The following is a 15,145-nucleotide window of genomic DNA, read 5'->3' on the forward strand; positions in this document are numbered from 1 at the left end:
TCGCTCGTTTCGCCCGGCATGTTTCTGCCGGTCTTGTAGGAGAAAGAAGAGTTGCAGACAACGGCAGAGTCGACCCTCCCCCAGGCCGATGCGATAAGCCCGCTTGAGCTTTCGCTGGTTGTGCCCGTCTTCAACGAGGAAGAAAGCGTCGGTCCGCTGATCGAGCGCATCTGTTCCGCGATGGCGAGCTTTGACAAGCGCTGGGAGTTGATCCTTATCGACGACGGCAGCACGGACGCCACGCTGGCCAATGCGCGCCGCTCGCTGCTGCGTGACGGGCTGACATTGCGGATCGTCGAGCTCCAGCGCAATTTCGGCCAGACTGCCGCCATGCAGGCCGGTATCGATGCCGCAAACGGCCGGCTCATCGCCACCATGGACGGCGATCTGCAGAACGACCCGAAGGATATTCCCTCGATGGTCGAGGAGCTGGAACGGCGGCAGCTCGATCTGCTCGTCGGCTGGCGCAAGAACCGCCAGGACGGGCTTTTCCTGCGCAAGATCCCCTCCTGGTGCGCCAATTACCTGATCGGCCGCATCACCGGCGTCAAGCTGCACGACTATGGCTGCAGCCTGAAGATCTACCGCTCATCGATCATCAAGCAGGTGAAGTTGATGGGCGAGATGCATCGCTTCATCCCGGCCTGGGTCGCCGGCGTTGTCCCGAGCTCACGCATCGGCGAAGTGCCCGTCACCCACCATGCGCGCCAACACGGCACCTCCAAATACGGGATTTCGCGGACCTTCCGCGTCATTCTCGATCTGCTGTCGGTGATGTTCTTCATGCGTTACAAGGCGCGGCCGGGCCATTTCTTCGGTTCCCTTGGCCTCGGCCTCGGCGCGCTCGCAGCCTTGATCCTGTTCTGGCTCTTCATCGACAAGTTCGTCTTCGGCGACGATATCGGCAGCCGTCCGTTGCTGATGGTTGGCGTCGTGCTGCTCCTGTCGTCCGTGCAGATGATCACCACAGGAATTCTCGCCGAAATGATCGCCCGCATCTATTATCGCGACGATCTTTCGCCGAATTATATAGTCCGCAAGATCTTCGATCGTAACAATCAGGACGCATAGAGTTCCGACCGGATGGCAAGGTGATCCAAGCCATCCCGATCGGGGTGCTAGTTAAGACCTCACTTCGGCCCAGACGGCATCCAGCGCCAGCCGTGTGATGCGCACCATGGCGTCCACTTCTTCATGGCTGATGATCAGCGGTGGCGATGCCAGCATGCGATCGCCGGTCGCGCGCAGCACCAAGCCATTGGTGAGAGCGTGGTTGCGCACGGCCGAGCCGATGGCATCCGGCTTTTCGAAGCGGCGGCGCGTGGATTTGTCGGCTGCGAGCTGCAGAGCGCCCATCAGGCCAATACTGACCGCTTCGCCGACCATGTCATGATCCGTCAGGTTGCCCCAGGCCTTGGCAAAATGAGGGCCGATATCATCGCGGACACGCTCGATCAGCCGTTCGTCCTCGATAATCCTCAAATTCTCGAGCGCAGCTGCCGCGCACACCGGATGGCCGGAATAGGTGAAGCCGTGGTTGAACTCGCCGACCTCGTTGATCAGCACGTCGGCGATGCGATCGCTGACGAGCACGCCGCCAATCGGCAGGTAGCCCGATGATAGCCCCTTGGCGATCGGAGCGAGATCAGGTTCGACACCGAAATGCTGATAGCCGAACCAGGAGCCGAGACGACCGAAGCCGCAGATCACCTCGTCACAGACGAGCAGAATATTCCGCGCCTTGCAGATGCGGGCGATCTCCGGCCAATAGGTGGAAGGCGGCACGATGACGCCGCCAGCCCCCTGCACCGGCTCGGCGATGAAAGCGGCGACATTGTCCTCGCCCAGTTCATCGATCTTCTCCTCCAGCTCGCGGGCAACCTTGAGACCGAATTCCTCGGGCGAGAGATCGCCCCCCTCGGCATACCAATAGGGCTGGCCGATATGGACGACGCCAGGGATCGGCAGGTCGCCCTGCTCATGCATATATTTCATGCCGCCCATGCTGGCGCCCGCGACTGTGGAGCCGTGATAGCCGTTCTTGCGGGCAATGACGGCCTTCTTCGTCGGCTTGCCGACAGCAGCCCAGTAGACACGCGCCATGCGGAACCAGGTGTCATTGGCCTCGGAGCCGGAATTGGTGAAGAAGACATGATTGAAATGCGGGCCGGCATGGGCGCAGACCTTTTCCGACAGCAATGTTGCCGGTGTCGTCGTCGTGCCGAAGAAGGTATTGTAATAGGGCAGCTCGTTCATCTGCCTGATGGCGGCATCGGCGATCTCCGTGCGGCCATAGCCGATATTTACACACCAGAGGCCGGCAAACCCATCCAGATATTTCTTGCCGTTGCTATCGAAAATATAGACGCCCTCGCCCCGCTGGATGATGCGCGCGCCATCGGCGTTCAGCTTCTTCATGTCGGCAAAGGGATGGAGATGGTGGGCGGCATCGAGGGCGGCGAGATTGGAGCGGCTGGATGTATCGGGCATCTGCGAAATCCTCGTCGGATTGAAAGGCGGGCTACGATCGGTTACGACCATGACGTGAGCATGGGGGATTTACAAGAGCATGGCGGCCGACAACGCAACCGAAGGTAACGCGCGCATCGAGGTGCTGATTTCGGACATGAACGGCCGGCTGCGGGGCAAGCAGATCCCGATTTCGGCCGAAAAGAAGGTCTGGTCCGGCGCCGTGCGGCTGCCGACCTCGACGCAATCGCTCGATATCTGGGGCGATGACAATGACGACATTACCGGCCTGTCGCTGACGATCGGCGATCCCGATGGCACCTGCGTTGCCGACAAGCGCACGCTGGCGGACATGCCCTGGGCGCCGGCTGGATCTAAGCAGGTGCTGGCTACCATGCATGAGCTTGATGGCAGCCCGAGCTTTCAGGATCCCCGCGCCATTCTTTCTGCCGTTCTCGACCGCTACAAGGCGCTTGGCCTCACCCCCGTCGTGGCGACGGAGCTGGAATTCTACCTGCTCGCCGGCGACTGGCGCGACAGGGGCATCCCCTCGCCGCCCCTGGCATTGACCTATCGAGACGAGCCGAATGGCTATCAGCTTTACGATATGGACGCTGTCGACCTGCTTGACGGCTATCTTGAAACGCTGCGCAGCTATGCCAGGGCGCAGGGATTGCCGGCGGATGCGACGACAGCGGAATTCGGCCCCGGCCAGTTCGAGATCAACCTGTTGCACCGCCCGGATGCGCTTGCAGCGGCCGACGATTGCATCATGCTGAAGCGCGTGGCCGAACAGGCGGCGCGCAAGCACGGCCTAAAATCGACCTGCATGGCGAAACCCTATACCGACCATGCCGGCTCCGGGCTGCATGTGCATGCCAGCATCATCGACGATCAGGGCCGCAATGTCCTCGACGCAGCGGGCGGCGAGCCGAAGAAGCTGAAGTCGATCTGTGCGGGTCTGCTGCAGACGCTTGAGGATGCGCAGCTGATCTTTGCGCCCTACGCCAATTCCTATCGCCGCTTCCAGCCGGGCTCGTTTGCTCCCGTCGATCTGACCTGGGGCTTTGGTCATCGCGGCACGGCCGTCCGCATTCCTGAAAAGGATGGGCCCGGCGCGCGCATCGAACACCGTGTCGCCGGCGCCGACGCCAATCCCTATCTGATGTTGGCGGCAATTCTCGGCGGCATGCTGTTTGGGCTGCAGAACGACCTCGATCCGGGCGAGGAATCAACGCCGTCTCAAGTACCGGCCGATGCGCCCAAGTTGACTCATGATTTCCTGACGGCCGTCGAACGCTTCCGCGCCTCTGCATTCATCGCCGATATCTTCGGCGAGCGCTATCAAAAGCTCTATGGCGATACGAAACACAAGGAGGCGATCCGCTATCTGCGCAGCGTTTCCGATTTCGATTACCGGACCTACCTGCCGCGCCTTTGAACGGTTAAACCGCCAGCCTGTCGACCGCGCCTTCGCGCTCGACGCGGGCGCCGGTGCCTTCGCGAACCATCACCTTGAGTTCGCCGGGGTGAACCTTGAGGATCACATCGCGGGCAAGCGGCAGCAGCTCGCCATCCATGACGCAGTTTGCGAGCTGGCGCAGCTTCGGGAAATGCAGATGCACTTCCGGCGCATGCATCACCATGACATCGGTATTGTCGCGCACCCGGCCTCGCAACATGTCGACGGCCAGGCGGGCCACACCAAGCGGCCGCAAGGGCTTGGCCGTGTAAAACCCCAGTTCGCCGCCGCGCAGATTATCAGCATAGAGCAACGCATTGGCACCGAAGGGATTGTTGGAAACCGAAATTGCTGAGACATGCCGATGCCCGCGAGTGTCGCCGGCTTCGAAATCGACGTCGAATTCCGGCGGATTGGCGATGACGCCGAAAGCCGCTCGGGTGCTGGCCGACATCTTTCCGATGCGCGAACGGTAGGTGTAGCTATTGCGATAACGCACCAGACGCGCATGCAGGCCTGCCGAGAACTGATGCACGAAGGCTCGGCCATTGGCGCTGCCGATATCGACCTGATCGACCTCGCCTGTCGCGAGCACATTCAGCGTCTGCCAGATATCGAGCGGCAACCGCAGCGAGCGCGCGAACAGGTTCATGGTGCCGGCGGGAATGACGCCGAGCGCAACGCCGTTCTTCCAGGCGATCGAGGCAGCGGCCGAAATCGTGCCATCGCCGCCGCCGGCGACGATACCGTCTATATCATCTCGACGCGCGGCACGCTCCATGGCCGATACGATGTCTCGCCCGGCCACGACGACGGCTTCGAACTCATGACCGGCATCGCGGAAAACCTGCTCTGCCCTCGCCTCGTAGGCAGTCATATCGGTCGTGCGGAAAGTACCGCCATCGCGATTGAAGAAGCCGATCAATTTCATCGGGGCTCCCGGTGTTTCCACAAATTGTGTCTCAGAAAGGAGCTGATGCCCCGTGCGCTTTTTCACAGATGGTTTCTGATGAAGCAATTTCAAGCGCTGTGGCGGCCTGGCACCCGAGCGGACCCGCACTCACTTATGCATCATTCGACATGCTGCGCTGCAAAAAATGCACGCGACAGTAACCTCACCGTGATTGATAGTATGTTTGAGGCATGTCCGTGCTTCGCCAGTCCCTTATTGCAATTTGATGCATTGAACACTGAAGCCGGGGTTCGTTGCCCGATTCGCGGCGCTCAGCCTGGTTTGCCGCCCAAGGAGTTTTCGTGAGCGATATTGCCGTCGACGTCCTCGATTCCCAAATCGCAGTCGAAGCGCCCTCGCGTACCGCCATTGCGCTTGTGACGCTGGCTCTCGCCGTCGGCAGCTTCGGCATCGGCACGGGCGAATTCGTCATCATGGGGCTGCTGCCCAATGTCGCCGATACGTTTGGCGTCACGACGCCGGAAGCGGGCCATGTGATCAGCGCCTATGCGCTTGGCGTCGTCGTCGGCGCACCTGTCATCGCCGTGCTCGCCGCCAAGATGGCGCGCCGCACGCTCCTCCTGCTGATGATGGCGATCTTCGCCGCCGGCAATATTTCCAGCGCATTCGCGCCGACCTATACGAGCTTCGCGGCGCTGCGCTTCATCACCGGACTGCCGCACGGCGCCTATTTCGGCGTTGCCGCGCTGGTTGCCGCCTCCATGGTGCCGGTTCATCGCCGCGTTCGTGCTGTCGGCCAGGTCATGCTTGGCCTCACCATCGCCACACTTGTGGGAACGCCGATTGCCACCTTCCTCGGCCAGATTCTTGAATGGCGGGCCGCCTTCATGATGGTCGGCGGCGTCGGCCTCGTCACCATGCTGCTCATCGCCCTCTTTCTGCCGAAGGACAAGGTTGAGGAAGGCGCGAGCATCACCCGCGAGCTCGGCGCCCTCAAGCGCGTTCAGATCTGGCTGACGCTCGGCATCGCCGCTGTCGGTTTCGGCGGCATGTTCTCGATCTTCAGCTATGTGGCAACCACGACGACCCAGGTCGCCGGCCTTGGTGCGGGCATGGTGCCCGTGGTGCTGGCGCTGTTCGGTATCGGCATGAATGTCGGCAACATCGTCGGTTCGCGCCTCGGCGACATCTCGATCAAGGGCACGATCGGTGGCATGATGATCTTCAACATCATCGCTATGACGCTGTTTTCGCTGACGGCCGCCAATCCGATCATGCTCTGCGTCTGCGTCTTCCTGATCGGCTGCGGTTTTGCCGCTTGTCCCGCAGTACAGACCCGGCTGATGGATGTGGCCGCCGATGCGCAGACGCTGGCTGCCGCCTCCAACCATTCCGCCTTCAACATCGCCAATGCGCTGGGCGCCTGGCTCGGCGGCATGGTCATCGCCTGGGGCTTCACCGCGGCTGCCACAGGCTATGTCGGCGCCGTTCTCTCCGTCGCCGGCCTTGCGATCTTCGCTGTTTCAGTTGGCCTGGAACGCCGCACGGGCCACGCCTGAAGCGGCGGGCGCTGCCAGCTCCTGCCGGCCGTTGTGACAGAAGACATTCTCCTCGCCCCATACCGCCATCGCCTTGATGATCGGCCGCAGGCTGGCGCCAAGCGGCGTTAAAGCATATTCGACATGCGGCGGCACGACCGGAAAAACGGTGCGTGACACCAACCCGGAGTCTTCGAGTTCGCGCAACTGCTTCGTCAGCATGCGCTGTGTCACCGACGGCAGCTTGCGCCGGATTTCGTTGAAGCGCAGCGTGCCTTCCATCAGGTGAAAAAGAACCACGCCCTTCCATTTGCCGTCGAGAAGGCTCAGCGTCGCCTCGACCGGACAACCCGGGAAATTCTTGACAAGCTTGGAGCGGGGCAGCGACATTGACGGTATCCTTTTTGTACCTACGTACAGAATTTGTGCATTCTTGCGCCTTTCGATGATAATGCGCATCTAGCCTCTGTGCAACAAAACCAGGAGCTTCTCCCATGCGTGCAGTCGCCTACAAGCAACCCCAGCCCATTTCCGCAGAAACATCCCTGATCGATATCGATCTGCCGACACCCGAGGCCAAGGGTCACGATCTGCTCGTCGAAGTGAAGGCCGTCTCCGTCAATCCGGTCGATGTCAAAATCCGCGCCAACGTCGCGCCGGCCGAAGGTGAGTACAAGATCATCGGCTGGGACGCGTCCGGCATCGTCAGGGCTGTCGGTCCCGACGTCACCATGTTCAAGCCAGGTGACGAAGTCTTCTATGCCGGCGCCATCAATCGCGGTGGTTCGAATGTCGAATTCCACCTGGTCGACGAGCGCATCGTGGGCGCCAAGCCGAAAAGCCTCGATTTTCCGCCGGCGGCAGCACTGCCGTTGACCTCGATCACGGCTTACGAAACGCTGTTCGATCGCCTGAAGGTACAAGATCCCGTTCCCGGCGTCGCGAATGCAATCCTCATCATCGGCGGCGCGGCGGCGTCGGGTCGATCGCCATCCAGATCGCGCGCGCGCTCACCGATCTCACCATCATCGCAACGGCATCCCGGCCTGAAACGCAGGCTTGGGTCAAGGAGCTGGGCGCGCATCACGTGATCGACCATTCGAAGCCGCTTGTGCCGCAGATCGAAGCGCTTGGCATCGGCGCGCCGGCCTTCGTCTTCTCGACCACCAACACGACGGACCACATCACGTCGATCGTCGAAGCGATTGCGCCGCAGGGCCGGTTCGCCTTGATCGACGACCCGAAGACGCTCGACGTCGTGCCCTTCAAACGCAAGGCCGTGTCGATCCATTGGGAGCTGATGTTCACCCGTCCGCTCTTCAACACGGCCGACATGATCGAGCAGCACAAGCTGCTGACGAAGGTCGCCGGACTGGTCGATGCCGGCAAGATCCGCTCGACGCTGACGGAGACCGCGGGCACGATCAATGCCGCCAATCTGAAGAAGGCGCATGCCCTCGTCGAGACCGGCAAAATGAAGGGCAAGGTCGTTCTGGCAGGCTTCTGAACGGCCAAAATCGAGGGCAAATCAGGCCGGGCGCTCATCGTCCGGCCACGCTGTTTTAACGCATTCGCAACGCCACCTGTTGCGCCGCACAAAATTTCAAGCACCCAAGCAAATTTTTCTTTCGACATGGGGCTTTAAACCGTTTCCACCTCTTGACTTTTTATGCCTTCGGCGCGACTTCTGCCCCAGATGGAGAGCAGCGCTTTTCCATGCCGATTAACCGGAGCCATCTTTAGATGCCTAGCGACAGTAGTAGTCGATTGCCTTTGCCGTCAGTAGCATTCGTGCACTAACCGACTCCTGTCGGCTCGCCACGATCCGCTACGACGGCGGATCGACGGAAAGGCGAGCTATAATGAACATCAACAGCTTTCCCGCGCGGGCCGGCAATGCCGCTCGTGCATTCATCAACAACAACCGTGGCGTCACCATCGCCGAACGCGTCGAGTCCTTGAACGTGCTCGATGTGGCCGAGGCTGGACGCATCCTCGCCAAGATGCCGGAAGAACGCGCCGTGCGCATTCTCGACCGGCCGGAGCTGCGCAACGCAGCCGCCATTCTCGAAGTCATGGGCAATGCGGACGCCTCGCGGCTGCTGCACGGCATGTCGAACGACCGCGTCGCCGACGTGCTGCTCGAGATGGATATCGACACCCGCGCCCGTCTCTTCGCCACATTCGACGAGCATGCCCGGGTGGCAATCCAGGGCCTGATGGGCTACCCGCCGCGCACGGCCGGCGGCATCATGACGACGGAGTTTGTGAGCGTGCTCGCAAGCTGGACCGTTGCACAGACGCTCGACCATGTTCGCCAGGTCGAACGCTCCCGCGAAACCGTCTATGCCATCTACGTCCTCGACGATGAAACGCATGTGCTGCTGCATGTCGTGACGCTGCGCCGTCTCATCACCGGTGAGCCCGATGCCTGTATTCTCACGGTGGCCCAGAAGGGCACGCCGGTCACGGCGCCGCCGCTGATGAAGCAGGAAGACGTCGCCCGCCTGATCCGCCGCCACGACCTGCTGGCGCTTCCGGTTGTCGACGACAAGGGCCATATGCTGGGGATCGTCACCGTCGACGACGTCATCGATACGATGATTGCCGATACAACCGAAGACGCCCAGAAGTTCGGTGGTATGGAAGCCCTTGGGCAGCCTTACATGAAGATCAGCTTTGCCGGCATGATCCGCAAGCGCGCCGGCTGGCTCGCTGCCCTCTTCCTTGGCGAAATGCTGACGGCAAGCGCCATGCAGCATTTCGAGGGTGAGCTGGAAAAGGCCGTCGTGCTGACCCTGTTCATCCCGTTGATCATGAGCTCGGGCGGCAATTCCGGCTCGCAGGCGACCTCGCTGATCATCCGGGCGCTGGCGCTCGGCGAACTGAAGCTTTCGGACTGGTGGCGCGTCGCGATCCGCGAACTGCCCACAGGCATCGTGCTTGGCGCCATCCTCGGCCTCGTCGGCTTCGCCCGCATCGTGCTCTGGCAGACCATCGGTCTCTTCGATTACGGCCCGCACTGGCAGCTTGTCGCCCTTACGGTCTTTGCGGCCCTGATCGGCATCGTGACCTTCGGTTCGCTTGCCGGCTCGATGCTGCCCTTCGTTCTGCAGAAGCTGCGGCTCGATCCCGCCAGTGCATCGGCGCCCTTCGTGGCCACGCTGGTCGATGTCACCGGCCTGGTGATCTACTTCTCGGTCGCCCTAATGATCCTTAGTGGAACGATGCTCTGAGGATAATCAAATTCTCATCGCGAAGGGGCCGGCAACGGCCCCTTTTCATTTTCACTCCGGCTGCCTCATTCAGGCTCTAGCAATTTCAGCGCACCATTGGTCTTGATCGTGCGGATCGCGAAATTCGAGCGCAGATCAACCACGCCGGGAAGCACCAGAAGCCTTTCCGACAGTACCTTCTCATAGGCGGCAAGATCCGCCACCACCACTTCGGCCAGAAAATCCGCCGTTCCTGAAATCAGATGGCAGGCGACGACTTCAGGAATGGCAAGCAATGCTGCCTGCTGCATTTCGGAGTTCTCTTTCGAGTGATGGCCGACCTTGAGCTCGACGAAAACGGTCAGGCCCAGGCCTGCTTCCTTACGGTCGATATCGGCGCGATAGCCGCGCAGCAGCCCGGATTTTTCCAGATTGCGAATGCGCCTTAGACATGGAGATGGCGAGAGGTTCACACGCTCGGCGATTTCGACATTCGTGGCCCGCGCATCCTCCTGAAGGCAGTTGAGGATGGCAATATCGAATTTATCCAGTTTTGGCATATCTGAGAAACTCAATCATCCATATTGGCAGATTATTGCTTATATCATGTTTCCAGAGCCATAACTAGCAAGGACATGCCTCGGCCTTCGGCGCTATCTTCTTCCTATCGAAAGACAAACCGGATCGTTGGAAAGGATATGTCGATGACCGCCTTGACCCTCCCCACCCGCAAAATCAGCCCCACAGCGATCGGCTATGCCGGCGCGATCATCACCGTTCTCATCTGGGCAAACTGGATTCTCGCCACGCGCCACACGGCGGAGACCCAGATGAGCACGATCGACCTCGGTCTTATCCGTTACGGCGTGCCGGCGCTGGTGTTGGCTCCCGTCTGGTGGCGGACTGGCCTCTTGCCGAAGGGCGTGCCGCTGAAGCTGCTGGCGCTGATGGTCTGTGGTTCCGGCGCCCTTTTCTTCCAGCTGACCACCTTCGCCATTCAATTCACTCCGGCCTCGGCAGCCGGCATCCTGCTCGGTGGCTCCATGCCGCTGGCGGCTGCAGTGATCGGCGTGACGCTGTTTCGCGAACGGCTCGATGTGACCCGTTGGCTCGGCCTGGGCGGCATCGTCGCCGGCGTCGTCATCCTTCTGGCACGCAGCCTTTACGGCGTGCAGATCTCCTGGGAAGGCTTCACGCTGCTGCCGCTCGCAGCCCTGCTCTGGGCATCCTATACCCATGCCTTCCGCCGCTCCGGCCTCAGCGCCCTGCAATCGAGCGCCATCATCGCCGTCTGGTCCTTCCTCATCCATGTCGGACTGGCCTTCGTCTTCGGCAGCTCGCTCGCCTCGGTTCCGCTGCCGGAAATCGGCCTCCAGGTCGTCAGCCAGGGCCTACTGTCAGGCCTTGCCGCCACCCTTGCCTATGGCCTTGCCGTCCAGGCTCTCGGCGGCACGCAGGCAGCAGCCTTCACCGCCATCACGCCTGTCCTCGCCACCATCGGCGGCGGCCTCCTGCTTGGTGAGGAAATCGGCGTGGCCGGGATCGCAGCCGCCATCGTGACCGGTATCGGCGTCGCCCTTTCGACCGGCCTATTCGCCCGGAAGCCTGCCCAGCATTAATTCTTGCAGCCAGGCCGCAAATGTCACCAGCCTTGCATGCTTATCTCGCAGCAACTTCGCGCTACGGGCAGACATGATGGGCTCATAAAATGCTCCAGTTCAGGACTTGAAATTTCAATCCGCACTACCCAAACTTGTGGTAGTGCGGGCAAACGATCTTTTAGGTATAGCTGCGGTGAGGGCAGACGTGTTTATTGTCGATTTCATTTTAGAGGTCTTAGGATACACGACCGCCCGCATAATAGTGCCGTTGATTTCCTTTGGTAATGTGAGAGTTCAGGCTCTCTCGTCACATGAAACCGGTTTCAACTGTCTCGGCTTCAAGCGTATGGCAAGCGGAGGCTTCCTTTGCCAGGCAACGATGGCGGGGTCGGTCGGTTTGTTGCCTTGGGCGGTGCTATTGCTCGTTGTAATTCCGCACTTGTTTGGAAGTTAGACGGAGCAACTTGTCCGCTTTGAGCCGAAACCCGCCATCGGTGGCATTCGCCACTAAACTCGTTTTCCTGTCTTCGACATCATGGCGCTTCGGATTGGTGATCTGCCCCCCGGATACGGATCAGAATCGAAGCACCATTGCCACGCGTCTGGCCGGATCGGCACCCTGGGCAAACTCGTTCTCGAGGATCTGCGTGAGAACAGCCGGCCTTTGCTCGTCATCCAGGATGCGAAACCCCAGCGACGCATAGAAAGGCGCGTTGAAGGCCGCCTGCCGATCCGTTGTCAAGGTAAGCCCGACGGCACCCTGAGTTCTGGCGGCTGCAATCGCAGCCTCCATCAGCCGGCGTCCGACGCCGCGCTTCTGCCAGCGCCTGACGACATCGAGTTCGGCGATGTGGACGGAGCCGTCCTTTCGAATACCGGCCAGAAACCCGAACGGCTGATCTTCGATATCGACGGCAACGAACAACAATTGCTGCGCAACAGATTGCTTCAACACGTCGAGCGACAGAGAAGTGGGTTCGCAATCCACTGCCCCGGCCTCATGCAGAACCCAGAAAGCATCGATCTCGATCGCTGCCAGCAAATGCAACTCATCCGGCCGTGCCTGACGGATCGTGTAGGCGTCTTGCTCGATCTCCGTCATTCCATCTCACATATTGGGATAGACCGGCCCCTCGCCGCCCTGCGGCGGCACCCAGTTGATGTTCTGGTTGGGGTCCTTGATATCGCAGGTCTTGCAGTGGACGCAGTTCTGCGCGTTGATGACATAGGTTTCCTTGCCATCCTTCTCCACCCATTCATAGACACCGGCCGGACAGTAGCGCGTCGACGGACCGGCAAAGACATCGTGCTCCGACGATACCTGCAGCGCCATGTCTCTGACCTTGAGATGCACCGGCTGGTCTTCCTCGTGATTGGTGTTCGACAGGAACACCGAGGACAGGCGGTCGAAGGTGAGCACGCCATCCGGCTTCGGATAGTCGATCTTCTGATGTTGCGCGGCAGGCTCCAGCGACTGCGCATCCGTCTTGCCGTGTTTCAGCGTGCCGAAGAAGGAGAAGCCGAGCAGCTGGTTGGTCCACATGTCGAGGCCACCAAGCGCCACGCCGATTGCCGTGCCGAACTTCGACCACAGCGGCTTGACGTTTCTGACCCGCTTGAGGTCCTTGCCGATATCCGTCTGGCGCCACTCGTTCTCGATCTCGATGACTTCGTCATTGGCGCGACCGGCAGCAATCGCCTCGGCGATCCTGTCCGCCGCCAGCATGCCCGACAGCACCGCATTGTGGCTGCCCTTGATACGGGGAACATTGACGAGGCCGGCCGAGCAACCGATGAGCGCGCCGCCGGGGAAGGTCAGCTTCGGCACCGACTGGTATCCGCCCTCGGTGATGGCGCGCGCACCATAGGAAATGCGCTTGCCGCCCTCGAAGGTGCCGCGGATCGCTGGATGCGTCTTGAAGCGCTGGAATTCCTCGAAGGGATAGAGATAGGGGTTCTTGTAGTTCAGGTGCACGACGAAGCCGACGGCAACCAGATTGTCTTCCAGATGATAGAGGAACGAGCCGCCGCCCGTCTTCATGCCGAGCGGCCAGCCGAAGGAGTGCTGCACGAGACCCTTCTTGTGGTTCTCGGGCTTCACCTGCCAGAGTTCCTTGATGCCGATGCCGAACTTGGGCACATCGCTGTCCCGCGCCAGATCGAATTTGGCAATCAGCTGCTTGGCAAGCGAGCCGCGCACGCCCTCGCCGATCAGCACGTATTTGCCGAGCAATGCCATGCCGCGCGTATAGTTCGGGCCTGGTTCGCCGTTCTTCTCGATGCCCATGTCGCCGGTGGCCACACCAATGACGGCGCCTTCGTCATTATAGAGCACTTCCGTCGCCGCAAAGCCGGGATAGATCTCGACGCCGAGGGCTTCCGCCTTTTCGGCCAGCCACCGACAGACATTGCCGAGCGAGACGATATAATTGCCGTGATTGTTCATCAGCGGCGGCATCAGGAAGTTCGGCAGGCGGATGCAGCCGGCGGGGCCGAGGAGCAGAAAGTGATCCGAGGTCACCTTGGTCTTGAAGGGATGGCCCTCCTCCTCGCGCCAGTCGGGCAGCAACCGGTCGATGCCGATCGGATCGACGACGGCGCCCGACAGGATATGCGCGCCGACCTCGGCACCCTTTTCGAGCACGACCACAGTCAGATCCGCGTTGATCTGCTTCAGCCGGATTGCCGCTGACAGGCCAGCCGGACCGCCCCCGACAATCACAACGTCGAATTCCATGCTCTCGCGTTCCGGAAGATCCATCGCGTCTGTCATTCACTCTCTCCGATTGACCAGGCGCTCGATGATGTCGGAGCGCGGCCTGTCCCCCTTTGGGCGTCTTCCCCATTTCGACTATTCTCTTGTCAAAATGGAAAGGGATTGTCGAGCCGGGAAGCGACAGGCAATCCCCCAATTCACCCAGCGCGACAATCAAGCTAAATTACTCTTACGTCAACGTCAATATTCTGATGGCGTTTGCGACCTTCTGCCCCGGTGCGACTTTCAAAGACAGCGGTGGGCACTCTATAGGTAGGGCTTGGGAACTCGGATAGCGGGAAGGATTATCGAGATGGATCTTCGTATCGAGGGAAAACGCGCGCTGGTGCTCGCCTCTTCCAAGGGCCTCGGACATGGCATCGCCGTGGCGCTAGCGCGCGAAGGTGCAAACGTGCTGCTCTGCGGCCGCAGCGGCGAAAGGCTCGACGGCAATTGCAAGGCCATCAATGCCGAGGGTAAAGGTCATGCCGACTGGATCTGGGCCGATCTCAACGACGAGAATTTCGTGCAGGTCGTCAGTGAGGCGGTGACCGCGAAACTCGGGGGCATCGACATTCTCGTCAACAATAGCGGCGGCCCGACGCCGGGGACGACCGAGGATATGACCGCCGATCGCCTGGAGACCTATTTTATTTCCATGGTGTCGCGGATCATTACCCTGACCAACGCGCTCCTGCCGAGCATGAAGGCACAGGGTTGGGGACGGATCCTCACCATCGCCTCCTCCGGCGTCATCGAGCCGATCGCCAGTCTGGCGCTTTCCAACACACTACGCCCGGCGCTGGCCGGCTGGAGCAAGACGCTGGCGAGCGAAGTCGCCGCTCACGGAATCACGGTGAACATGCTGCTGCCGGGCAGCATCGCGACCGACCGGCTAGCCGAGCTTGACACGGCTGCAGCCAAGCGCGGCGGCAAAAGCCTCGAAGACGTCAGTGCCGAGCGCCAGCAACGCATACCCACAGGCCGCTACGGTCGTGTCGAGGAGTTCGCGGCAACGGCAGCTTTTCTTTGCAGCGGGCCGGCAAGTTATGTGACCGGAACGATGGTTCGCTGCGACGGAGGCGCTGCCCGTTCACTTTGAAGGCACCATGGGCCGTTGGAAAACCGGCCCTCTGTAAACGGGGGCCGACAACACGATTGCGTGAGCATAGACCGAGACTGCTATGAGGCT

At 60.9% G+C, this 15,145-nt stretch carries 12 protein-coding genes and 1 pseudogene; 7 read left to right on the plus strand and 6 right to left on the minus strand.

The window, feature by feature from the left end; translation table 11 throughout:
- Positions 1-51: 51 nt before the first annotated feature.
- Positions 52-1,071, plus strand: a complete 1,020-nt coding sequence (locus BSK43_RS24740) for a glycosyltransferase family 2 protein (RefSeq protein WP_077469945.1) — start codon at positions 52-54, stop codon at positions 1,069-1,071.
- A 51-nt stretch (positions 1,072-1,122) separates the two neighbouring features.
- Here the strand turns inward: BSK43_RS24740 and BSK43_RS24745 are convergent, their stop codons facing one another.
- On the minus strand, positions 1,123-2,490 hold the full coding sequence (locus tag BSK43_RS24745; RefSeq protein ID WP_077469944.1) for an aspartate aminotransferase family protein: 1,368 nt from the start codon (positions 2,488-2,490) through the stop codon (positions 1,123-1,125).
- Between the two features lie 79 nt (positions 2,491-2,569).
- Between BSK43_RS24745 and BSK43_RS24750 the strand changes: the two genes are divergently transcribed.
- Positions 2,570-3,910 carry a glutamine synthetase family protein gene (locus BSK43_RS24750; protein WP_077469943.1) on the plus strand — a complete coding sequence of 447 codons (1,341 nt, stop codon included), beginning with the start codon at positions 2,570-2,572 and terminating at the stop codon, positions 3,908-3,910.
- 4 nt (positions 3,911-3,914) lie between these two features.
- On the opposite strand, the gene BSK43_RS24755 is transcribed toward BSK43_RS24750, so the two are convergent.
- On the minus strand, positions 3,915-4,862 hold the full coding sequence (locus BSK43_RS24755; protein WP_077469942.1) for a diacylglycerol kinase family protein: 948 nt from the start codon (positions 4,860-4,862) through the stop codon (positions 3,915-3,917).
- A 332-nt stretch (positions 4,863-5,194) separates the two neighbouring features.
- Between BSK43_RS24755 and BSK43_RS24760 the strand changes: the two genes are divergently transcribed.
- A complete protein-coding gene (locus BSK43_RS24760; protein WP_246662691.1) occupies positions 5,195-6,403 on the plus strand; it encodes an MFS transporter in 1,209 nt (402 codons plus the stop codon).
- Here the strand turns inward: BSK43_RS24760 and BSK43_RS24765 are convergent.
- Positions 6,368-6,772: a helix-turn-helix domain-containing protein gene (locus BSK43_RS24765; protein ID WP_077469940.1), complete on the minus strand. Its 405-nt coding sequence runs from the start codon at positions 6,770-6,772 to the stop codon at positions 6,368-6,370. The genes BSK43_RS24760 and BSK43_RS24765 overlap by 36 nt on opposite strands.
- A gap of 104 nt (positions 6,773-6,876) precedes the next feature.
- Here BSK43_RS24765 and BSK43_RS24770 point away from each other — a divergent pair.
- Both BSK43_RS24770 and mgtE read left to right on the plus strand, forming a co-directional pair.
- A pseudogene (locus BSK43_RS24770) lies at positions 6,877-7,889 on the plus strand (zinc-binding alcohol dehydrogenase family protein).
- A 355-nt stretch (positions 7,890-8,244) separates the two neighbouring features.
- The gene (gene mgtE / locus BSK43_RS24775; RefSeq protein WP_077469938.1) at positions 8,245-9,618 is read left to right on the plus strand and encodes a magnesium transporter; all 1,374 of its coding nucleotides are present in this window, start codon (positions 8,245-8,247) and stop codon (positions 9,616-9,618) included.
- Positions 9,619-9,683: 65 nt separating this feature from the next.
- Here the strand turns inward: mgtE and BSK43_RS24780 are convergent, their stop codons facing one another.
- Entirely contained in the window at positions 9,684-10,157 is a 474-nt protein-coding gene (locus tag BSK43_RS24780) for an Lrp/AsnC family transcriptional regulator (protein WP_077469937.1), read from the minus strand.
- Between the two features lie 144 nt (positions 10,158-10,301).
- On the opposite strand from BSK43_RS24780, the gene BSK43_RS24785 reads away from it, so the two are divergent.
- Positions 10,302-11,216 carry a DMT family transporter gene (locus BSK43_RS24785; RefSeq protein WP_077470135.1) on the plus strand — a complete coding sequence of 305 codons (915 nt, stop codon included), beginning with the start codon at positions 10,302-10,304 and terminating at the stop codon, positions 11,214-11,216.
- A gap of 556 nt (positions 11,217-11,772) precedes the next feature.
- On the opposite strand, the gene BSK43_RS24795 is transcribed toward BSK43_RS24785, so the two are convergent.
- Positions 11,773-12,300: a GNAT family N-acetyltransferase gene (locus tag BSK43_RS24795; protein ID WP_077469936.1), complete on the minus strand. Its 528-nt coding sequence runs from the start codon at positions 12,298-12,300 to the stop codon at positions 11,773-11,775.
- A gap of 6 nt (positions 12,301-12,306) precedes the next feature.
- A complete protein-coding gene (locus BSK43_RS24800; RefSeq protein WP_136687224.1) occupies positions 12,307-13,971 on the minus strand; it encodes an electron transfer flavoprotein-ubiquinone oxidoreductase in 1,665 nt (554 codons plus the stop codon).
- Between the two features lie 295 nt (positions 13,972-14,266).
- On the opposite strand from BSK43_RS24800, the gene BSK43_RS24805 reads away from it, so the two are divergent.
- Positions 14,267-15,055 (plus strand): SDR family oxidoreductase, encoded by a 789-nt coding sequence (locus BSK43_RS24805; RefSeq protein WP_077472612.1) that lies wholly within the window; start codon positions 14,267-14,269, stop codon positions 15,053-15,055.
- The last annotated feature ends 90 nt before the right edge of the window (positions 15,056-15,145 follow it).

It is taken from the genome of Rhizobium sp. P44RR-XXIV (genome assembly GCF_001999485.2).
Taxonomy (GTDB): domain Bacteria; phylum Pseudomonadota; class Alphaproteobacteria; order Rhizobiales; family Rhizobiaceae; genus Rhizobium.